The 21,680-nt window shown below is 38.8% G+C and carries 22 protein-coding genes and 1 riboswitch; of the genes, 11 read left to right on the top strand and 11 right to left on the bottom strand.

What is annotated here, in order from left to right:
• Position 1: 1 nt before the first annotated feature.
• From ASU02_RS00895 to ASU02_RS00875, 5 genes are all read left to right on the top strand, one after another.
• Complete coding sequence (locus ASU02_RS00895; RefSeq protein ID WP_057760004.1) at positions 2 to 799, top strand: ABC transporter permease; 798 nt, start codon at positions 2 to 4, stop codon at positions 797 to 799.
• Positions 796 to 1,467: an ABC transporter ATP-binding protein gene (locus ASU02_RS00890; RefSeq protein WP_053478462.1), complete on the top strand. Its 672-nt coding sequence runs from the start codon at positions 796 to 798 to the stop codon at positions 1,465 to 1,467. Before ASU02_RS00895 ends, ASU02_RS00890 begins: the two co-directional genes overlap by 4 nt.
• Positions 1,464 to 1,826, top strand: a complete 363-nt coding sequence (locus tag ASU02_RS00885) for a FixH family protein (protein WP_057760003.1) — start codon at positions 1,464 to 1,466, stop codon at positions 1,824 to 1,826. The genes ASU02_RS00890 and ASU02_RS00885 overlap by 4 nt, the downstream gene beginning before the upstream one ends.
• Before the next feature lie 5 nt (positions 1,827 to 1,831).
• Positions 1,832 to 2,530: a hypothetical protein gene (locus tag ASU02_RS00880; RefSeq protein WP_057760001.1), complete on the top strand. Its 699-nt coding sequence runs from the start codon at positions 1,832 to 1,834 to the stop codon at positions 2,528 to 2,530.
• Positions 2,531 to 2,716: 186 nt separating this feature from the next.
• Positions 2,717 to 3,355, top strand: coding sequence for a MarC family protein (locus tag ASU02_RS00875; RefSeq protein WP_057759999.1), 639 nt, complete (start codon positions 2,717 to 2,719; stop codon positions 3,353 to 3,355).
• A gap of 60 nt (positions 3,356 to 3,415) precedes the next feature.
• Here the strand turns inward: ASU02_RS00875 and ASU02_RS00870 are convergent, their stop codons facing one another.
• The 4 genes from ASU02_RS00870 to ASU02_RS00855 form a co-directional block, all read right to left on the bottom strand.
• Positions 3,416 to 4,492 (bottom strand): PQQ-dependent sugar dehydrogenase, encoded by a 1,077-nt coding sequence (locus tag ASU02_RS00870; protein WP_057759997.1) that lies wholly within the window; start codon positions 4,490 to 4,492, stop codon positions 3,416 to 3,418.
• Entirely contained in the window at positions 4,489 to 5,358 is an 870-nt protein-coding gene (locus tag ASU02_RS00865; RefSeq protein WP_057759996.1) for a Cof-type HAD-IIB family hydrolase, read from the bottom strand. The genes ASU02_RS00870 and ASU02_RS00865 overlap by 4 nt, the downstream gene beginning before the upstream one ends.
• Before the next feature lie 289 nt (positions 5,359 to 5,647).
• The gene (locus tag ASU02_RS00860) at positions 5,648 to 6,310 is read right to left on the bottom strand and encodes a DNA alkylation repair protein (RefSeq protein WP_198317391.1); all 663 of its coding nucleotides are present in this window, start codon (positions 6,308 to 6,310) and stop codon (positions 5,648 to 5,650) included.
• A 116-nt stretch (positions 6,311 to 6,426) separates the two neighbouring features.
• Positions 6,427 to 6,624, bottom strand: coding sequence for a hypothetical protein (locus tag ASU02_RS00855; protein WP_232426108.1), 198 nt, complete (start codon positions 6,622 to 6,624; stop codon positions 6,427 to 6,429).
• A 125-nt stretch (positions 6,625 to 6,749) separates the two neighbouring features.
• Between ASU02_RS00855 and ASU02_RS00850 the strand changes: the two genes are divergently transcribed.
• Genes ASU02_RS00850 through ASU02_RS00840 form a run of 3 tightly spaced genes read left to right on the top strand, consistent with a single transcriptional unit; the run spans position 6,750 to position 10,060 of the window.
• A complete protein-coding gene (locus ASU02_RS00850; RefSeq protein ID WP_057759992.1) occupies positions 6,750 to 7,523 on the top strand; it encodes a MerR family transcriptional regulator in 774 nt (257 codons plus the stop codon).
• Positions 7,504 to 9,267, top strand: coding sequence for an ABC transporter ATP-binding protein (locus ASU02_RS00845; protein ID WP_057759990.1), 1,764 nt, complete (start codon positions 7,504 to 7,506; stop codon positions 9,265 to 9,267). The genes ASU02_RS00850 and ASU02_RS00845 overlap by 20 nt, the downstream gene beginning before the upstream one ends.
• Before the next feature lie 58 nt (positions 9,268 to 9,325).
• Positions 9,326 to 10,060 (top strand): CPBP family intramembrane glutamic endopeptidase, encoded by a 735-nt coding sequence (locus ASU02_RS00840; protein WP_057759988.1) that lies wholly within the window; start codon positions 9,326 to 9,328, stop codon positions 10,058 to 10,060.
• Positions 10,061 to 10,117: 57 nt separating this feature from the next.
• On the opposite strand, the gene ASU02_RS00835 is transcribed toward ASU02_RS00840, so the two are convergent.
• From ASU02_RS00835 to ASU02_RS00825, 3 genes are read right to left on the bottom strand one after another with little or no spacing between them, the layout of a single operon-like run.
• A complete protein-coding gene (locus tag ASU02_RS00835; RefSeq protein WP_057759986.1) occupies positions 10,118 to 11,113 on the bottom strand; it encodes an ABC transporter ATP-binding protein in 996 nt (331 codons plus the stop codon).
• A 17-nt stretch (positions 11,114 to 11,130) separates the two neighbouring features.
• A complete protein-coding gene (locus tag ASU02_RS00830; RefSeq protein ID WP_057759984.1) occupies positions 11,131 to 11,937 on the bottom strand; it encodes an ABC transporter permease in 807 nt (268 codons plus the stop codon).
• Between the two features lie 3 nt (positions 11,938 to 11,940).
• Positions 11,941 to 12,744 carry an ABC transporter permease gene (locus ASU02_RS00825; RefSeq protein ID WP_057759982.1) on the bottom strand — a complete coding sequence of 268 codons (804 nt, stop codon included), beginning with the start codon at positions 12,742 to 12,744 and terminating at the stop codon, positions 11,941 to 11,943.
• A gap of 187 nt (positions 12,745 to 12,931) precedes the next feature.
• Here ASU02_RS00825 and ASU02_RS00820 point away from each other — a divergent pair, with 187 nt between their 5' ends.
• The gene (locus ASU02_RS00820) at positions 12,932 to 14,287 is read left to right on the top strand and encodes a YjiH family protein (protein WP_057760444.1); all 1,356 of its coding nucleotides are present in this window, start codon (positions 12,932 to 12,934) and stop codon (positions 14,285 to 14,287) included.
• A 245-nt stretch (positions 14,288 to 14,532) separates the two neighbouring features.
• Here the strand turns inward: ASU02_RS00820 and ASU02_RS00815 are convergent, their stop codons facing one another.
• The 3 genes from ASU02_RS00815 to ybaK form a co-directional block, all read right to left on the bottom strand.
• Positions 14,533 to 14,991, bottom strand: coding sequence for a hypothetical protein (locus ASU02_RS00815; protein ID WP_057759980.1), 459 nt, complete (start codon positions 14,989 to 14,991; stop codon positions 14,533 to 14,535).
• A gap of 109 nt (positions 14,992 to 15,100) precedes the next feature.
• Positions 15,101 to 16,213: a PRK06851 family protein gene (locus ASU02_RS00810; RefSeq protein WP_057760442.1), complete on the bottom strand. Its 1,113-nt coding sequence runs from the start codon at positions 16,211 to 16,213 to the stop codon at positions 15,101 to 15,103.
• A 275-nt stretch (positions 16,214 to 16,488) separates the two neighbouring features.
• The gene (ybaK, locus tag ASU02_RS00805) at positions 16,489 to 16,971 is read right to left on the bottom strand and encodes a Cys-tRNA(Pro) deacylase (protein ID WP_057759977.1); all 483 of its coding nucleotides are present in this window, start codon (positions 16,969 to 16,971) and stop codon (positions 16,489 to 16,491) included.
• A gap of 220 nt (positions 16,972 to 17,191) precedes the next feature.
• Between ybaK and ASU02_RS00800 the strand changes: the two genes are divergently transcribed.
• On the top strand, positions 17,192 to 18,610 hold the full coding sequence (locus tag ASU02_RS00800) for a PAS domain S-box protein (RefSeq protein WP_057759975.1): 1,419 nt from the start codon (positions 17,192 to 17,194) through the stop codon (positions 18,608 to 18,610).
• A 112-nt stretch (positions 18,611 to 18,722) separates the two neighbouring features.
• On the opposite strand, the gene ASU02_RS00795 is transcribed toward ASU02_RS00800, so the two are convergent.
• On the bottom strand, positions 18,723 to 20,375 hold the full coding sequence (locus ASU02_RS00795) for a M20/M25/M40 family metallo-hydrolase (RefSeq protein WP_057759972.1): 1,653 nt from the start codon (positions 20,373 to 20,375) through the stop codon (positions 18,723 to 18,725).
• Between the two features lie 181 nt (positions 20,376 to 20,556).
• Positions 20,557 to 20,737, top strand: a riboswitch (Lysine riboswitch).
• Positions 20,738 to 20,847: 110 nt separating this feature from the next.
• Between ASU02_RS00795 and ASU02_RS00790 the strand changes: the two genes are divergently transcribed.
• Complete coding sequence (locus ASU02_RS00790) at positions 20,848 to 21,642, top strand: ABC transporter substrate-binding protein (protein WP_057759969.1); 795 nt, start codon at positions 20,848 to 20,850, stop codon at positions 21,640 to 21,642.
• Positions 21,643 to 21,680: the final 38 nt, after the last annotated feature.

The raw sequence follows: 21,680 nt of genomic DNA, 5'->3' as shown, positions 1-21,680 counted from the left end.
AATGAATTACATTTGGAAGGAGTGGCTTGAACAATCACGTGGAAAAGGTTTATGGTTAGGACTCGCAATGGTAATACTTACCTCCATCTTTTTATTAGTGGAGGCACGTTCATATCCAGATGCATTAGGATTTGACGCCTTTCTCCTTTCTCTTCACGGTATGAATGTTTATCTCATTCCGATTTTTGGCCTTTTTCTATCTGCCTTTTCTATTTTTCAAGAAAGAGAGTTAAAAACTTCAATGATTCTTTTAACAAAGAAAGAATCCTATCGGACCCTATTATTGAAAAAAAGTCTCGCCATTCATTGTGTTATTATAAGTGTCTTTGTTGTCTGGTATTTTGTTCTAGCTATTTTCATGAAATGGTTTCTTCAATTTCACCTAGCTAGCTTTCTATTTTTTTTAGGAACTGTAATTGCCCTTTTACTCATTTTTAATCAAATCGGACTGTTCCTCGGCAGTATTTGCAATACAAAAATGCAGCTGATTGGCGCCGTGATTTTCACTTGGTTTTTCTTTATCTTTCTTATTGATCTTGTATTTTTGCAATATGTCTCTTCTGTTTCATATGAAAATGTAAAACTTTTTTCTTGGTTATATTTTTTAGATCCAATCCATACCCTTCAACTCTTTTTAGAGACGTCACTAGGTCTATTCTCTTTAAATAACATGTCCAGATTAATGGAAAAAATGATTTGGATGCAACCATGGAAATTCCTTCTAATTGATATTGTCCTATGGATGGTCATTTTCTTCGAGATGTCTATACTGCTAAGAAGCAAGGGGGAAAAATCATGATTGAAATAACGGGGCTTTATCAATCCTATAAAGATAAGAATGTACTAAATAATATAAATTTAATCATAGAAAAAAATGAGCATTGCGCTTTAGTAGGTCGGAATGGAGCTGGTAAATCCACCTTGATCCATTCTATGCTTGGCCTGCTTCCCGTGAAAAAGGGATCCATTCAATTAGGGGGATATTCCCACAAAAAAGGAGAATGGAAAAAAATAGTTTCCTATTTACCTGAAAAGTTCCATCTTTATCCACATCTGACAGGGGAAGAAAACATGCGCTTCTTTGCTTCCCTTAGTTCAAAGGAAATAGACGAGAAAAAGATGGAAGAAAAGCTGAGACTTGTGTCTTTATGGGACGATCGACATCACCAAATTAAAGGATATTCAAAAGGGATGCTGCAACGCCTTGGTCTTGGAGTCATGCTTTATTACGATACAGATATTTTAATCCTAGATGAGCCAACAAGTGGACTGGATCCAATTGGCCGCAAAGAGGTGCTAGATATTCTGAAATCATTATCAGGTAAGACCATCTTGATGTCTTCACATCATATGGATGAAATTAAACAAACTTGTACAAATGTTGCCTTTCTAAATGAAGGAACAATTATCAAATATACAGTTGACGACTTTATGAGTAACCATTTGCAGGAGGTTGGAAAAAAATGAGGAAGCTTTTTTCTATATTTACACTATTGCTTATCTTTCTCACAGGCTGTAGTTCTGGCTCTAATTATGAATTCACTATAGATACACCCCCAACGTATAATGGGGAGAAGGATTCACCTATTATATTTAAAGTTTCTGAGGATGGAAAGCCAATAGAAGGATTAGAAATCATTGCTAATCTTGAAATGGCAAAAATGGACCATGGCGAAATCCATTTGAACCTTCAAGATAAAGGGAATGGGCTATACGAATCAAGCGTAGAGTTGCCGATGGCGGGCGAATGGATTGCCAATATTGAAGCGGAAAAAGACGGGGAATCCTTTGAAAAAGCAATTACATTTGATGTTGATGAGGAATGAAGAACATGTGTAAAGAAAGATTATTCACTACCTTGCTTATTTTAATTGTATGCAGCTTTCTAGCTGGCTGCCAGATAAATGCAGCATCAAATCCGAGCGAAGAGAAAAAAAGTGATACCGGAAACGAAGATGTGAGTATGGAAAAGCTAACGAATGAAGACAAAGTTGTTACAATTAATGGAATGGTTTACACATATGCTGATCTTAAATTTTTCGAGTTAATGAGTAAAGTTGAGATTGAATTGAATCGACTTCAAGGCCAGCAAAGCCTTACAGGTAAGGAATTGGAGGACAAGCTTAAATACTGGGATGAACAAATCAAATATCATGATAATTATAATGTCAATCTATCCAAACTGATTGAACAGAACTCCATGTATCTTCTTGCAGAGGAAAAGGGTTTAAAAGTAGATGAACAAGTTTTACAAAAAAAGATCGATGACTTTACTCAAAAGGTAGATCAAGCAGAATTAGCTAAGAAGCTAATAGAAGCTAGCTCATCAGACCAATATAATACTCAATTAAATACATACTTTAAACAAAGAGTTTTAACAGAGGAAATATATAATATACTAAAAGAAGATGTTAAAAAGGAAAATCCAGATGCAGCAGAACAAGAAATATCCTATTTAACTGATAAGAAGTACGAAGAGCTCTACATGTCACAAATGGAATCATTAAATTTAACTATTGAAACACCTTAGAGATATCAGACATTAGATGTGGCAAAGTTGTGTTACTCGCACACAAGCATTGGACATATAAAAAACGAGTGTAAGCCTTATCCAAAATGATAGGGCTTTTTGTTTTCTCTTACTCTACGTGTTTAGTTTTTTTACAAACATTGATATACTAGCAAAAAATGCTATTTTCATGATATGGAGGTTTTTATGCACGAGTATTTTGCTTTTGCCTTACTTGGGTTTACTTCATTCTTTACTCTTATAAATCCTCTTGGAGTTATGCCTATTTATCTCTCAATGACAGCTGATTTAGATAGAGAGATGAAGAAGCGAACAGCAAGAAAGGCAACGATTGTTTCCTTTATTATTCTTGTATTGTTCGCAGTAACAGGGCAGCTAATTTTTAAATTTTTTGGAATTACAATCAACAGCCTAAAGGTTGTTGGCGGAGTCATTTTCTTTCTTATGGGGCAGGACATGCTTCAAGCAAGACTTGTTCGGGCTAAAATCAGTGAAAAAGAAGTAAATAGCTATACAAATGATATTTCCATTACACCGCTTGCCATCCCTATGATTTGTGGACCGGGGGCGATTACGAATGCGATCCTCATGATGGATACAGCAGAAAGCATCGTCTTTCAAGGTATCTTAATCATTGTTCTTTCCATTGTTTGTTTCGCAACCTATCTGATTTTACTTAACTCAACTCGTATTTATAATCTTTTAGGCGAAACCGGAAACAATATTTTGATGCGATTAATGGGACTGATCGTTATGGTTATTGCCGTTGAATTTATTGTCAGCGGGCTCACTCCAATCATTCGAACAATCTTAAAAATAGAGTAATGTTCTATTCATTATTCATACAGTAAAAGCAGAAATGGCCTGGAAAAACCATGCCATTTCTTAAAGCTCAGCTAGCGGGATTTGATAAAGCTTATCATCTTTTTTCAGCGGCGTGCCGCGGCCATCCGTATTATTGCTGACAAAATAAAGGAATTCGTCCTTTATATACACATCTCGAATCCGGCCAAGACCAGTAATCACTTCTCTCATCTTCTTTGATGTTAAATCGAACTCTAACACGGCACTGCCTCTAAGAGCAGCAACATACAGCTTCCCTTCATAAAAGGCCATGCCTGAAGGTGCCCATGTGGAGTTGTCTCCAGATGTAAACAATGGAGTCTCCATCCCCTCCTTGATTTCTTTTCCTATAATAACTGGCCAGCCGTAATTACGGCCGGGCTGAATGAAATTCACTTCATCATTCGCCGAAGGACCATGCTCACTTTCATATAACACACCGTCCTGTGCCCATGCCAGACCTTGCGGATTTCGATGTCCGTAGGTATACACATATAAATCCTGTATAGGATTGTCTGCTGGAATAGATCCATCAAGGTTCATTCTTAAGATTTTCCCGCCTAGGGAATGAATATCCTGCGCGATCTCTGGGTTGTAGGATGCATCACCAGTGGTGGCATAAAGCTTGCCATCCGGTCCTATCTCAAGCCTGCCTCCATGATGATACTGACCGCTAGGTATTCGATCCAATAGAAGCCCGGTCTCCTTCCAAGTTCCATTGTCTAGCTTTAAGAGGATGATTCGGTTATACTGACCTGATCCATCCGTATATGTATAATATGCAAAGGCTTCTTTAGTTTTGGAAAAATCAGGTGACAATACAAAACCTAACAGCCCTGCTTCTGAAGCAGTGGCTAACGGCTTCTCAAGAACAACCTTCTGACGTTCCGTTCTGCCGTCATCTATTTTAACAATATGCCCCGGTCTTTCAGACAGATAGAAGATGCCCTCATTTTGATCAATTGACCAAGGTATTTGCAGCTCATCTGCAATCACTTGAGGCTCCTTATAGGGAAGACTTGCCACTTGGTCCTCTTCAAGCCCTCTCTCTTCCAGCTGTGTACAGCCTGCACCAGCGATAGCAAATAAAATGATCAGGCTTGATAATGCACGCCTCATTCCTCTCTCCCTTCTATTGCATCCCATATTGCTTTAGCGACCCCGCTTTCCTCATTTGTAAGCGTTACTTTATCACACTGTGCCTTAATCTCCTCATCTGCATTTCCCATTGCAACGGATAAGCCAGCCATCTTAAACATAGAAAGATCATTGTAATTATCCCCAATAGCCATTGTGTCTTTCATGTCAATCCCATCTGCTTGGGCAAACCTTTTCAGTGCTATCCCCTTTTGGGCATTTACACTTGTCAGCTCTAGGTTTTCCACTCCAGATGAAGAGACCGCTAATCCTTCTACTTTTAAAAGCTCATTCTTTGCCTCAGCTAATAAATCTTGATTAAAAGAGAAAGCTAATAATTTATAGATTCGATATTCATCATTATTAAAAAGCAGATCATAGCTTTCTACTTTATGCACAAGCCCTTTTGTAATTCTCTTCTCTGCCACTTTCACGACTTCATTAACATCTGCCTCCGGGTTTGCACTCATATAAATGTCAACCATAATGGAAACAGCCTTATCTTCGTCCAATGTAAACGTTCCTTTATTTGTATATACTTCAAAATAAATCTTATTTCTGTCAAGAATGGCAGCAATCTTCCTAACCGTGGATTTCCCTAATGCATTGGTCGAAATGATGTCTTTATGTACGGATCTTATCTCCGCTCCATTTACACAAATCATCGGACATATTAAACCTGCTGCATCTAAGACAAAGCTTGCTTCTCTATAGGATCTTCCTGTTGCAACGACGACCACTACTCCTTTGGATTGGGCCCAGCGGATCGCTTCCAGATTTTCAGGCGTTATCTGCTGAGCAGCTGTTAAAAGCGTTCCGTCCATGTCAATAGCTATACATTTAATCATGTTTTCACCTATTTCTTTTTAATATATTTTATTTAAAACAGGAGGCTATTTTGCAAACACACTGGGTAACTATTAAGTGTTGGCAGAGGTGGATTTCCGCTTCAGGTGCTCACTTTCCGCGGGGTGGGCGGTGAGCCTCCTCGTTGCTTACGCTCCTGCAGGGTCTCACCTGTCCCACTACTCCCGCTGGAGTCTCGCACCTTCCACTCCAATCCACTAACCTTTTTGGTTCGATATCCTTCATTCACATAGCTTATTCAAAACAACAAACTTTTAGAAAAAATCTAATCTAAATATATTTACTTCCTTCCCTGACACTTAAGCTAGGCAAAGCTGTTGATTCTATAAAGGCTCTTACTGATGCTGGATTCGTTTTTGAGTATTCCCGCAATGCCCAGCCAATCGCTTTTTGAATAAAGAACTCCTTGCTCTCTTTATTTTGAACGATATAGCGGTATAACAGCTCTTCATCTGTATGAGCTTTATATTTAAGCTGAAAAAGAATCGCTGAACGGCGCAGCCATATGTGATCACCAGATGCCCAATTTTCTATTCTATCTGCAATGACCTCTGGATGTTTAGAAGCTATGGCTCCAACGGGTTTGGGGGCAATGATATCCACCGTATCCCACCAGGATTTAGAGGTAATTAACTGCTCCAGAAAGGGGAGATGTTGTTTCTCCAGCCTTTTCATTTTCATTGATTTCTCTAAATAATCCAGTGCAGCATACTGATATTCTCTTTCATCCTTTTTCCATAAAGCCAGAATAAAGTCCGTCTGGAAATCGGTCTTTAAGATTCCGCTTTCTACAAAAAATTGTTTCACTAAGCTTCTTCTTTCAGGTGTTTTAATACCGAGAAACGGAAAATGATTTTTCATGTAATTTTGCATGGGGATTGCCTTTTCCTGATCTCGATGTTGCTCAAATAAATCGACTAATACGTGCAGCATCAATTACTTACCCCTCTTTTTCATCATATTCATTCATTGTAGCTAGAAAGGCTATAAAACATTCATTTCTAATAAGAAAAAGGCATCACCGCTTTTTTGCAGTCACGCCCTATAAATTAAAACGGCCCATTATTATGGTCATTTTTTATATTATGCATATGGGATTCGATATAGGCTCTCTCTGACTCTGAAACATGTCTCGCATTTTCTTCAGGATCAAAATTCCTTATTCCATGTCTTTTATTCCACCAGTCTACAAGAAACCCGATGCCAAGCAAAGAAACACAAAGAATGACTAAAAACCACATATTCATCACTCCCCCTCCCTTATTATAACACTTTTCTGAAAATAATTATAAATGAATTGTAAATTTTTTCTTGCTTCTCCCGTTACGTTAGGTTTTATGATAATAGTAGAAAGATGATTGGAGGCATAATCATGGCTGAAAAATATTCTATTGGTGAGTTTGCAAAAAAGACTGGAACGACCATCCGTGCTCTTCGTTATTACGATGAGATTCATTTGCTTAAACCTACTTTAGTCTCTCCTTCAGGGCGGAGATATTATTCTAATAATGACATCATTCAACTGCAAAAAATTGTTGCGCTTAAATTTTTGGGCTATTCCTTAGAAAAAATTAGTGAGTTCCTTCATTTAAAGGATTGGGATTTAAAGGACTCCCTTGCTTTTCAAAAACAAGAGATGATGCAAAGAAAAGAGCATATTGAACGTGTCATCCGCGCCTTGGATCACGCTCTTCATATGATGGAGGACCAAGGAACGGTTAACTCCTCCATCTTTATCTCATTAATTAATAATATCCAGATGGAAGATGAGCATAAAGAATGGCTAAAAGGGCTTATTCCCGAGAATAAAGTAGAAACTTTATATGACATATCGGAAGAAAAACAACAGGAGCTAAATACAAGGACTGCCCTTCTTTTCACTAAAATGAAGGAAGCAGTTGGAAAAAATCCCGAAAGTGACGATGTACAAGAGTTGATTAAGCAATATATGGACATTACAGAAGATGTATTAGGAGGATCGTTAGAGCTTATTCAGGATTTGATTAATAGTCAGGTTGAAATTGAAGATGACCCTAAATTATTTCCCTCTCCATTTACACCTGAAGAAGAAGAATGGGTTGGGAAAGCAATGGAAGTTTATTTAATAAGGAAAGGTGTGATAGCTGATGGAAACGAAACCAGCTAATAAAGAGATAACCTCCGCAAATTGGCGGGCATTTTGGCAATTATTAAAAGAAGCAAACCCGCCAAAATGGATCTTTATTCTCGCCATATTCTTAAGCTTAATTGAAACAGGAGCAGGTCTAATTGTCCCACTTTTTACAAAGTCTCTTGTTGATCAGCTTGCGGCATCTGCACTTGAAGCCTCTTTAATTATCCTGCTGGCAGCTGCATTTATTATCCAAACCGTTTCTTCCGGATTTTCCTTTTACTTCATGACTTATATTGGGGAAGCAATTGTTGCGTCGATAAGAAAACGGCTATGGGAGCAAGTGTTATCTCTTCCGATCCCGTTTTTCGACCAGCATCAATCAGGTGAAACGATGAGCAGGGTGACACAGGACACCAACATTGTCAAAAACCTTATCACACAGCATCTAATCACTTTTTTAACTGGGCTTATCTCTATTATTGGTTCCATCATCATTCTCCTTTTAATTGATTGGAAAATGACGCTCATTATGATTATCTCCGTGCCCATTTCAATCGCCATCATCATGCCGCTCGGACAAAAGGTATATAAAATTTCAAAGTCTACTCAAGATGAAATGGCCGACTTCTCAGGAAACCTTGGGCGTGTATTATCAGATATACGTCTTGTGAAAGCCTACCATGCAGAGAATACAGAGAAACGAAAGGGATATAAAGGCATCCAGCATCTGTTCCAATTTGGGTTAAGGGAGGCCAAAATTCAAGCAGTCATTTCACCTTTTATGACGTTTATCATGATGCTCGTGCTCGTCATTTTAATCGGCTATGGCGGTGTTCAAGTAGCATCAGGTGCCCTCTCAGCAGGCTCCCTAGTTGCGATTATTATCTACATGTTTCAAATAGTCGTTCCTTTCACACAGATGGCCTCCTTTTTTACCGCTTTCCAAAAGGCGGTTGGGGCGACGGAACGAATCCAAGAGATCCTTGGTATTGAAAAAGAGTCATCTTCCCAAACCCTTAACGTTAGCAATTCTGCACAGGATCTAACTTTTCGAAATCTATCTTTTGCCTATAAAGAAAATCCAATTATTAAAAATATCAGCTTAACCATGCTATCTGGAAAAACAACTGCCTTTGTTGGACCGAGCGGAAGCGGCAAGACTACTTTATTCGCACTGCTTGAACGCTTTTACATGCCAGAGTCAGGTGAGATCCTGCTTGGTGAAACGAATATTTCTGACTTTAATCTTCTTTCATGGAGAAGCCAGATCGGCTATGTTTCACAGGAAAGTCCCCTTATGTCGGGAACCATTAGGGAAAATATCTGTTACGGTATTGAAAATCAAGTGTCAGATGAAGATATCCAGCGAGCAGCAGTGCTGGCAAACGCGGCAGAATTTATTGAGCGTCTGCCGAAAGGATTTGAAACGGAAGTTGGAGAGAGAGGAATGAAGCTTTCTGGCGGTCAGCGGCAAAGAATTGCTATCGCTAGGGCTTTAATTCGAAACCCAAAAATCCTCCTTCTTGATGAGGCCACCTCCAATCTTGACAGTGCTTCAGAACATCTCGTTCAACAGGCACTGCAGCAATTAATGGCTGGAAGGACCACTCTTGTTATCGCTCATCGCTTATCAACAATTGTTGAAGCAGACCAAATCGCTGTAATCGAGGACGGATGTATTACAGGTACAGGTTCACATCATGAATTGCTTGAATCACATGCATTGTACAGAAAGCTGGCAGATCAGCAGTTTAAAGGGGAGACATTGGAAGGATAAGCGTTTGTTTTTATTTGCAAAATCATCATTCCAGCCGTAAAGAAAGTAGGTGTGCGACTTGGAGATAAGCTTTTGGATCTTAATTGCTTTCTTATTGCTTTATGAACCCATTCTTGGTTATTTTAGTTTTCAAAGATTTAAAGAGAAAGTAAAAATAGAAGAGAATATAAGAGTTAAATACTATGTCCATACGATTATTGGATTATGGATTCCGACTATTTTTATCCTTTTTCTAATTCTTATTACCGATCTTACTTTAAGAGAAATTGGATTAACCATACCAGCAATTAATCCGCTCATTCTTGGTTCAGCCGTTACCTATATAGGATTAGGCATTGCTTTCCTTTATTTCTTACTCATCCTATACTATTCAATTGGTTATCATTTCAGCAAAAAAATCAAAAGCCAACTAACAAACGCAAAGGAACAACAGTCTGCAAAAGTTAGTTTTTCAGCTATATTGCCAGTCACTAAGAAGGAACAAAAGCTATGGAATTACGTTTCATTTACTGCTGGTGTAACGGAAGAGATTATTTATAGAGGATTTCTGCTTTTTGCAATTGCCTATTTGTCACCGAATGTATCCATTTGGCTAGTTATTCTGCTTTCTTCGCTGTTATTTGGGTTAGCCCATACTTATCAAGGTGCCTTAGGTGTTTTAAGAACAACACTCATTGGTGTGCTCTTTTCCATCCTATATATTGGGTTAGGTTCGATTTTACCACTCATCGCCCTTCACTTTTTGATCGATTATGCAGCAAAATTAGGGGATACACAATCTGATCCAACATAAAAGTTCTTTACATTACCAAATTCTTATCAAAAGGCTTAAGGAAGAGATCCTCCCCCCTTAAGCCTTTAACGGCTGATACCCCTCCTGATAAATACGGCTAATAATAGATTCAATTGCAGGCTCTTCCACCGTTAAATCTTTTACACTATGAGTCTTTGTAATTTGGGCAATCAATTCAGAAGCAGAGACTTCATCACGATTAAACTTAATCCAATAGCGGTTTCCTTCCTCTTTACATACCTCTCCACCCAATAGCTGTATACTGCGGGGAGACTCTTCTAAATCAACGATAAGTGTGCGGATTTTTCCGAACCTCTCCTTAATCATTGCTATTTCCCCATCGTACACCTTCATGCCATGATCAATCAGGATCATCCTCTCACATAGCTTTTCAATATCCTCCATATCATGTGTCGTTAGGATAACTGTAATTTTCCGCTCATGATTTATCTCTTTAATGAATGTCCGCATTTTCTCTTTTGCAACCACATCAAGACCAATCGTCGGTTCATCAAGAAACAAAATAGGCGGATCATGCAGTAATGAGGCAGCTATATCAGCCCTCATCCTTTGGCCAAGGGACAATTGCCTTACAGGTGTGTTCAGAAACTCATCCAATCCAAGAATGTCGGTAAACGTGTCCATATTTTTCTTATAACGCTGATTGGATACTTGATAGATTTCTTTTAATAGTTCAAAGGATTCAATCGTTGGCAAGTCCCACCATAGCTGAGATCGCTGCCCGAAAACAACGCCAATACTTTTCGCATTCTCCTGCCTATTTTCATATGGCACAATCCCATTAACTAGAACATCTCCCGAGCTTGGGACGAGAATACCTGTGAGCATTTTAATGGTTGTCGACTTCCCGGCTCCATTTGGACCGATATAGCCAACAATCTCTCCTTCATTAATTGAAAAACTAATATCTTTAACCGCTTCTTTCTTTATATACTCCCGCTTAATTAGGCTTTTTAAAGCCCCCATCATTCCAGTTTCCCGTTTCGCAATCATGAAATCCTTTCTTACATTCGCTACTTCAATAATCGGCATCCAAACTTCCTCCTAACCTACGAGCCTGTACTCTTATACCGGCTCAATCCAAGCATCCATACACAATAGGCAATAATAAAGAATACAAGACCTACCAGTGGGGAAAAGTAACCAATACTCTCTGGAAAAAATGGCGTTCCTTTTTCTAAAATAACTGCTGCAGGAAAATAGTTTACAAATCCAAACGGGACAACAAACGCGGCAATCCATTGAACAATTTTCGGGTAAATGACTAACGGATAATTCGTTAGATTTCTTGCCGGATACATGACGACCCAATAGAACTGCTGAGATTTCGTTGTCCAAAAGGCAATTGCCGAAATCAATACGAGCATTCCCCCCTGGATGAGAATGCCTCCAATGATGGAAGCGAGCAGAAACAGCACTTTTCCGCTGGACCACTCAATATGTAATTCAAGACTCACCCAAATAAAGATAATTAGACTAAAAATAAACTGTCCGAATGAAGCCATATCAAACTTCATTGCCATGAAATGAAAAAAGGGATTAATCGGTCTGACCAAAAAGCGGTCGAATGTTCCGTTTAAAATATATGTATCAAGACTGCGAAAGTGTAAAAATAGGATGACACAAAAACCCCAAGAGAGGATAGCAACTGCATAAAGAAAAAGCATTTCAAAAAAGTTCCATGAACCAAGCACCTGAAACTGATAGAGCATTACCCACATCGTGACAGCTGTACCCGTATAGGCAGTAATTAGACCGATAATCCTCATGATAAAAGCAAATCGGTACTGCATTTGTGCACGAATTCCTGCTGAAACTAACTTAAAGTAGAGATTCACATATTTAATTGCAGCCATCTGTTAACCTCCTTGTACAACTACTTTATGTGAGGCTCTATTCCAAACAAGTCTTAATAAAAAATAGCAAATAATTAACCAGAAAATCTGCAAGCCAATGGAAAGCAAGATTTCCCCTCCGGCAATTTCCCCGATAAAAATAGCATTGGGTATGTAATAGATTCCTTGGAAAGGCAAATAGGCAGCTACTTTTGCCAGCCACTCAGGGAAAAACCATAGCGGAATAACAGAGCCCGAGAGCAGAGACATTGCAAAGTAAAAAATATCCTCTATTCCTCCTGTCTCTACTAAAAAGAAAGAGAGCAGACCGAAGGACATTTCAATGCAGTACCGGATTAAAAAACCGATGAACGCTGCAGCAATAAAACTTACCCAAGTGAATACATCTGCAGGCAACGTAAAATCCATAAAAATAAATAGCATTGCATAAATTGGCAGGAGAGCCGTCACAATATAAAAGGCGACACTGCCGAAATCAGCAAATAAGTATCTAAGCGGGATATTGAAAGGTCTCATTAACTCAAGAGCAATATCTCCAGTCCTAACCTTCTCTTGAATTTCCCAAAGCGGTGTACCTGCTCCATTCACCCCAGTTAAAAATTGGCTGACAATAATATATGTCAGCATGGCTTGAAAACTGATACCGCCAGCTTCTTCCCTTCCTGCATATAGAGCAGTCCAAATAGAACCCCACATGAGAAGGAAAATAAGATTAGAGCCTAACCTCGACCAAACATCAAACCGGTACACAGCCGAACGAAGAAAGGCTTTTTTCGTAAAAATCCAGTAAACATGAAATCTGGGCACCTTCCCACCCCTTTATCTGACTTTTAAATATTTTAACACAATTCAATTTCATTAGGTATGAATGACATTTTCTATAAATAAAAGAAGGGAAACGGTGGAAGCTAAATAAAAAAGGTTGGCAATTCCATGAATATGAATTAAAATGAGTTTTGTCTTATAAATATAAATAGCAAAGGTGATCGTTTTGATTGACACAACTAGAAAGAAAGTCACTACTGTAGATGTATTAAAATTTCTTATTCCTTCCCTTATCGGGATTAGCTTATTTATCGTTCCGTTAAAATATAACGATGAGATTACCATCCCTATCGCAATTCTTTCAAAGTGGATTCAAGATGTACTTGCTGCCTATCTGCCAGCAATTATGACTGTCATCATTATTCTGACGCTGTTAGGTACAGTAATTGCAAAACTTTTCAAACCGGCCTTTATTATTGATCGTCCTTTTTTCAATAGTTTATTTAATGTGCCGACTGTCTGGTTTGGAGCAAGAATACTCGGGACACTATTTGTGATTGCCGCATTTTTTAAAATTGGCCCTGAGTTTATTTGGTCAGAAAACACGGGCGGCTTGCTGCTAAATGATTTGCTTCCTGTCCTTTTCTCTGTATTTTTATTTGCCGGCTTGTTTCTTCCTTTATTGTTGAACTACGGTCTTCTAGAATTTTTCGGTTCCATGCTAACAAAGGTGATGCGGCCAATTTTTAAGCTTCCAGGAAGATCATCTATCGATTGTATGGCTTCATGGCTTGGGGATGGAACAATTGGTGTCTTACTTACGAGTAAGCAGTACGAAGAGGGATATTATACGAAGAGGGAAGCGGCAATTATTGGTACGACGTTCTCTGTCGTTTCAATTACATTTGCCCTTGTGGTTATTTCTCAAGTTAACTTAGGTCATTTATTTGCTCCCTTTTATCTGACTGTGACGTTAGCTGGATTAGTGGCAGCAATTATTTGTCCTAGAATTCCGCCACTTTCAAGAAAACCCAATACGTACATCGGAGACAAAAAAGAGGAATTGGATGAATCTGTTCCAAAAGGGTACACAGCATTTAGCTGGGGCGTTGTCCAAGCTGTCGATAAAGCAAAAGAAAATCAAAGCATAAAAAGATTCTTCGAGCAAGGATCCAAAAATATTCTAGATATGTGGATGGGCGTAGCTCCCATTGTTATGGCACTCGGTACAATCGCTCTTATTCTTGCAGAATATACACCGATATTTAAATTTCTTGGCATCCCGTTTATTCCGCTGCTTGAAATTATGCAGGTTCCAGAAGCAAAGGCTGCGTCTGAGACATTGATTGTCGGGTTTGCTGATATGTTTCTTCCATCGGTCATTGGTGCATCCATTGAGAGTGAAATGACCCGCTTTATTATAGCAGCTGTATCTGTTACACAGCTTATTTATATGTCAGAGGTTGGCGGACTTTTACTAGGTTCGAAAATCCCTGTTTCATTGAAAGATCTGTTTATCATCTTTTTAGAAAGAACGATCATTACATTGCCTGTCATTGTAGTGGCTGCCCATATTATCTTTTAATAAGAAAAGCGCAAGCGCCTTGATTATCTCCGTTCAAACGCAGAAGGGACAACGACAGCGATAAAAGAAACACGGTGAGCCAGCGAACCGATGTTGACTTATCGTAGGGAGGAGATCTGAAGTTATTAGGCGTTACGTTCTTGAGCTAGACCATTTCTTTTCTCCAAAGTTATCCACAACATTCGATTTTATAATTTCCTAGGCTATGGCAAAAAGACGGACTCTTTAGAAGTCCGTCTTTTTGTTTAATAGCATTGGAAAGAACGGATTCTGTTAAGATCTGTTCCATAAAATACCCAGCGGAAACCTCTCCAGCGCCAGCCAGCTACTGAGGTTCTCCCTACAAATGTTGGGAAAAACCAAAAGCTCCGTCCGTTTTCAAGCCAGATGAAAGTAAAACGGCGTAGACAGCCTCTAATAGCTCCTGGATCTACTGCAAATGTGCCAAAAGATGCTTGCTGCTGCATTTGTGGTGTAAAGGAAGGCGGGGGTGAAGATGGCGGTCCATCCTGCTGCCCTCCACCTGGCTGGCCCTGCCCTGGCGGAAATCCTGGCGGGAACCCAGATGGGGACCCTGGTGGGAAGCCTGGTGGAAAGCCTGGCATTCCGCCTCCCCCTCCTCCTCCACCAGGAAAGATTCTTTCATCCATTATTGGACCTTCAACATTATAAGGAAATGAATAAGGGTAATTTCTATAATCCATTGATTTTATTCTCCTCTCTTCATGCATTCCATTTAATGTATGCCAGGAGCCTATTTTTGTGTTTGGCTGTTTCTATTTATTTTTAAATATATATTAAGTGTCACCCCTATCAGTCTTCCCAAGTTGAGGTGACTGGCTCCATGCTAGAAATTTCTGTGCGGATGCTGTCTTTTAGCTGGTCAACGACTGAAAAGTCCATTGCATCGATATAAATCGCTTCTAATTTATCACGGTGTTTCTTTGCCTGTGCCAGATAAGAGATCGCCACTTTCATTTTTGCCTTGTACTGTTGGCTTATCTCATTAATTTGATCTGCAAAAATCTCATCCGTTCCCGGAGTGACAACTTCCTCATACGTATCGATTATTTCGTCTCCTTCTCGGCTTGGAAAGTATTCATGCGGACTAGTGCTATCAAATATTGCTAACCCAATCTCACGAATAATTAGCATATCAAGGCTATGAGGATCAAAACCACAATGGTAAATCTCAATGTCCAATCCCCTAGTTACTGCCTCTGCAGCAAGCTTTTTCAGCATGGTAGATTTCCCTGTTCCAGCTCTACCTTTAACAAAATATCGCTTCGGTACATCTTCTGTTAGATTGGGGACGAAATCTACGGCACCCTTTGGTGTAGCTGCACCTAAAAAGCGATGCCTCATATCCGATTGCTTATTTAAATATATATTTCCATAGAACTCAACTATCAGCTTGTTTGTTAACCGATCTGCCTCACTAAAATCCATATGATCAAAGTAGATTTTTTCCCACCTGTCATGTATTTCTAATGCTTCTCCAAATGAACTGTATGCCGCTTCAAACGACTTGCTAACCTCCCTGCTAATTTGAAGAATATTTTCTTTTTGATTAGCAAGTGCCTTCGAATCCCATGCCTCTCCAAGATTTACATATTCCTCAATTGCACCAGGTGCCTTAGGCTCTATAACATGTGGGGCAGTTCCATCAACAATGCCTACTTTTAGTTTTGGAATCAGCACTCCATCAATCGAGTCATTGTCTGAAGAACAATGAAGATATTCTATATCATAGCCCTTTTCGGCCCATTCTGTTCCAATTGCTCTCATTAGAGAGGATTTCCCTGTCCCAGGACCTCCCTTTAATATAAAGATGCGATTGAGCCCTTCCAGATTCGAATCATACAAGCTATAAAAACCACGGGCTGTATTTCCGCCGGCAAAGTAATTTTTTATCTTTCCAGCCACTTTTACACGTCCTTTCCCGTTCTTTAGCTGATTTGTTTTCACCTTTACAATATGCATGATAGGGCCCATGGGTGAACGCCTAGTTAAAATAGAAATTTATTTGGAGTATTTTTCAATTTTATCGGGCGAATTTTTTCGTTTATCTAGCATTTTGGTTATTTTATCGAGCTATTTTCATGACTTATCGGGCATAATGATCCCTTTATAAAGCATTTGGACCTGCATCAAAAAAAGAGTGCCTGCAAATTTTGCAGGCACTCTTTACTGAAATTTCGCTATACCGTTTTACAAATATCCGCTTCTTCTCCTTGTATAGCCTGCATTAAATCACGAGGATTCATTTCCATTTGCAAGCCTATTCTCCCTCCGCTGACAACGATTCTTTCCAATGCTAAAGCCTGTACAGCAATAAATGCTGGATAATGCTTCTTCATCCCAACAGGTGAGCATCCCCCGCGAATATAGCCTGTAAGCTTCTGAATATCCTTAACAGGGATCATTTCCATCTTTTTCTCGCCTGCAGCTTTTGCTGCCTTTTTTAAATCGAGCTCATCTCCTACTGGAATAATAAATACATATACTTGCTTACTGCTCCCATAGGCAACAAGTGTTTTATACACCCATTTTGGATCACGATTTATTTTTTCTGCCACTGACAGCCCATCAATCTTTCCATCCGTGTTATCATAGGTGATTAATTCATAAGAAACCGTTTTTGAATCAAGAATACGCATGGCATTCGTCTTTCCTTGCGCCATGTTGTTCCCCCCTTTATGAAAGGAATATTTACTTTTATAAAATAATATAATTGAGAAAATTATCATAAAAATTTATATGTATACTTTGAAAATTTTGACTTATATTTTAAAAAAAGTGCTATCATAGAAGTTGACATATTTATTATAGTAGCTTATCTGTCATATCCTTGTCTAATTAAACTTTGATTGCCTTAAAACAACAAATGAGGGGTACATATGAATGCTGGGAAAGATTACTTTAGATCATCCGCAATTATTTATCCAGGCTTTTGAAAATTCTGCAATTGGAATGGCATTAATAGCAGCAAGTGGTGAACTATTAAAGGTAAATCAAGCGCTTTGCTGCATCCTTGGCTATGAAGAACATGAGATGCTGAAATTAAAAATATTTGATATCACACATCCAGACGACTCAGAAAACGATTTACATATTGTACATTTATTATTAGATGGGAAAGAGCATTCCTACCATTCAGAAAGACGTTACATACATAAGGACGGATATGAAATATGGGCACTTATGAGTGTCTCCCTAGTAAGAGATGAACAGCAAAACCCCATTTTTTATATCAGTCAAATCCAGGATATTTCTAACAGAAGGCGAACAGAGGAAAAGCTGCGTGAAGGGGAAGATAGGTACCATCGCATTGTAGAGGAGTCCCCTGATGGTGTGATTATTTTGCGGGAAGAGCGCTGTCTCTTCATTAATCAAACAGGTGTGGAAATGCTTCGCTTTAAGGAAAAGCATGATATTGTTGGAAGACCTATCTATGATTTTGTCCATCCTGATGATCATCACCGCTTAAAACAGCGTGATATGCATAAGGATTCAATCGGTCCAATTGAAAAACGATTTATTCGGATGGATGGAAAGGTAATTGATGTAGAGCTTAAGACAATCCCTACCATTTACCAAGATAAGCCAGCCGTTCATGTTATTATGAGGGATATTAGCGAACGAAAACAGACGCAAGATTTAATCATTAACTCCGAAAAGCTAACAATTGCTGGCCAATTAGCCGCGGGCATCGCACATGAAGTAAGAAATCCTTTAACCGCCATTAAAGGTTTTTTTCAAATGATGGAGAAGGATTTGAAAGGCAATAAGATGTATTTTGATGTGATCAGTTCAGAGATCAATCGAATTGAAACCATACTTAATGAGCTATTAGTACTTGCAAGACCACAGAAAGTCAAATATGAGAGAAAGAATATAGAAGTCATTATCAATCATGTCATTACTCTATTAAAAACACAATCTAATTTAAATAGCATTGAATTAATCAAAAGCATCGAACCAAACTTACCGTTCATCCAATGCAATGAAAACCAATTAAAACAAGTATTTATCAACTTTCTAAAGAATTCAATTGAAGCAATGGAAAATGGCGGAAGAATAACAATCGAAATCCGCAGACATCTTACAGAGATGATTATGATCCGAATTATTGATCAAGGCAGCGGCATCCCTGAACACCTATTAAGCAAAATTGGAGAGCCTTTTTTTACAACAAAAGAACAAGGAACAGGCTTAGGCTTAATGATATGCAAAAATATTATTGAGGAGCATAAAGGCAATTTAAAGATTGATAGCTCTTCCAATGGAACGAAAGTAGAAATACTTTTGCCATTACTATAAGTCAATTGCAAAAGACTAGCTTGCATAAGCAAATCCGAAAATAGTAAAAAATCTTTATACAGCATAAGCGCAGCAAGCAAGCTGCGCTTTTTTTCTTCTTACTAACAATATATTATCCCTGCAAAAGCCCTTGAATAACAAGATTTGTAATATTAGGTACGATATCCAATGAATAGGCCATTTCCATGCGCTCTAGTTTTTTATGGGCATCCACACCATATGGTCCAATATTGATTACTGGAACATTTAAATTCCGGATGTCACTGTATTCAACAAAATGCTTTGTTCCCCATCCAGGATTATTATCAGAAACAGCACGTATTCCCTCTTCATCATCACTTAGGGCAACAAAGCTCATGTCCGATATGTAGGGGAAGAAGTTTCTTGTCACAATCGGATGCGGGTATTCAGGCTGTACTTGTTCAACCGCCTGCTCTAATGCATGAATCAGCGCCTGCTCTTTGTCTGTTTTTCCTGTTAACTCAATTCTTGGTGAATACAATGAAGAGTAGAAGAGAATAATGGCAGGACTTTTATCCGCCATCCACTTCCATGCTTCTTCTACCACTCTCGCTGCAAACATGCGTGTATCCAGCTCGGGATCCTGCATTAGTATTTGTTTAAAAGAAGCCATATGGTTTACATAAGCATTGCCGTTTTCTTTAATAAGTGTTTGTTCCATTTCTTCAAAGGTATAGACTCTTGAACGCCAAGGAATATTTCGATATGGCTCCCCGCTCCGTTCGCAATATTTTCTATATCTTTCATCAAATGAGGCTAACGCATGATCAAACGCAATGGAAGCTTGCTCTTTCAGCTTAATTAATACATCCTTTGGTGTCCATGAATGTATAAAAAAATTATAATAAACATAAGCAGCTAGTGCCGTTTGAACAGTATACGATGGTTTTAAATCTGTCTGCTTCAATGAAACCGGCGGAACGGTCGTTTCCCCATTTGCTTCATTGCAAAGCTCCGGATTATAATCAATCTGCTTGGTCAACTCAGCCGCAATGAAATTTGGATCCAGCCCCTCAAAACAGGAACCCACATGTGTTTCTGCTCCCGTTATGAAAAAAGATGGCAGGAGCTTGCCTACTGTACCTTTATAAATATAACGGTTCGTATCTCCTTCGTATCTTGGAGAAACGAAATCTGCATTGATTGCTCCCACATAATCAAATCCATGTTCTTCTTTCCATGATTGGAACATTTTCAATGCGGATAACACTCCGTTGGAGCCATCTTCTTCGTCACATTCCGCTAGAAAAACAATATTCCCGTCCAGCTTGTCAGGATGCTGAGAGTAATATTTCAGCAGATAAAGATTGCTCGCTACTCCACTCTTCATATCTAGGATGCCACGCCCGAACAGCCATTCACCCGATTGCAAATGATCTCTGGCAGAACGAGGCAGATCTTCTGATTTCAGCGCTTCCATCAGTTCATCCGGAGAACAGGCAAAGTCTTTCAGCTGGTTAAAATCATCAATTCCAACCGTATCCATATGACCCATCAAAATAATTGTGCGATTGCTCTTGCCTTTTGTTCCCTTAACAAAGGCTAATACATTATATCTTTCATTCGTATCGTTTCGTGTTTGCTCCATCCTCACATGTGACGGATGTGCAGCGAAATATGGAAATGACGAAATCAGTGTAAATAAGGATTTGGCAATGATCTTTTCCCCATCCGTATTTACAATGCTTTCAATATTGACGAGCTGTTTCGTCAGTGCTAGTACATCTTCACGGCATTGAAGCATCATTTGCATCCCCTTTTTCAAAGTCTTTCGTAAAAATGTATATCAAGTGGGAAATATTCGTCAAGACTTAAATATGAATTTAAAAAAATATTAAAATAGTATTGCAAAATAAAAAATGCCACTCTATAATGGATATTAATTCAAACAACTGCATATTAAATCCTCATCTTTCAAAGCTTTGAGATGGGGTAGAGGTCGCGATTTATATTAGTAGCCTGTTGGAGATTCAGTGAAATCTTTGAAGACAGGAGAAAGGATAAGTCGCCGAAGCGTCTGAAATCACTGTTTTCAGAAAGCTGGGACTGTTCCCAAATAGGGGCAGAACTGCCGCAATCAAACGATTGCGGAGAGCTATCTTTACTCAAGGCTTATCGATGAGGGTGTCGAAAACACCGTCATATTCAAAATATAACGGTGTTTTTTTATTTTCAAAAAGTAGTTTACTACGTTATTTACAGGAGGAGAATTGAAAATGAGAAAATTACTGATTTTATGTCTGGCATTCTTGCTTATGATTTTAGCTGCCTGCGGAACTGAAGGAAATTCAAGCACGGAAAAGACTTCTGCTAGCTCAAATGAAAAAAATGCAAATAAAGAAACCTTTACATTTGCCATGAGCGGTGTTTACCCTCCATTGAATTTTAAAAAGGATGGAAACTTAACTGGCTTTGATGTAGAAATTGGAACAGAAATTGCTAATCGGCTAGGAATGGAGCCGAAACCCATGACCAATCCATGGGAAACCATTATTCAAGGGTTAAAAGCTAATAAATACGATGCGATTATCGGGAGTATGACTGCTACGCCAGAAAGGGACAAGCAAGTTGACTTTACGAATCCATACTATCTATCTGGGGCACAAATTTTTATTGCAGAAGGGAATACCGAAATCCGTTCAAAGGAAGATTTAGCTGGTAAAACAATTGGTGTCATCCAGGCTTCCACATGGAAGGACATGGCTGAAGAATTATCCGATCAAGTAAAAGGATACCCAGGTGATGTAAACGCCCTTCAGGATTTGGTAGCTGGCCGCGTCGATGCTGTTATTACCGATAAGATTGTGGGTCTAAATGCAAAAAATGAAAAAGGGTTAAAAATTGAAGCAGTCGGTGAATTATTGAATGAAGACCGGGTAAGTGTAGCTGTTCAAGAAGGAAATACGGAGCTTGCCGAAAAAATTAATAAGGCCATTCAATCGATGATCGATGATGGCACATACGAGGAAATCAGTATGAAATGGTTTAATGAAAACATCATGAGCAAGTAGGAGTGCCTAAAGATGCACTCCTCTATATGAAAGAGGGA

Source organism: Cytobacillus praedii (assembly GCF_001439605.1).
GTDB lineage: Bacteria > Bacillota > Bacilli > Bacillales > Cytobacillaceae > Cytobacillus > Cytobacillus praedii.
Note: the sequence above shows the minus strand (reverse complement) of the source record. Positions and strands in the feature narration are given on the sequence as shown.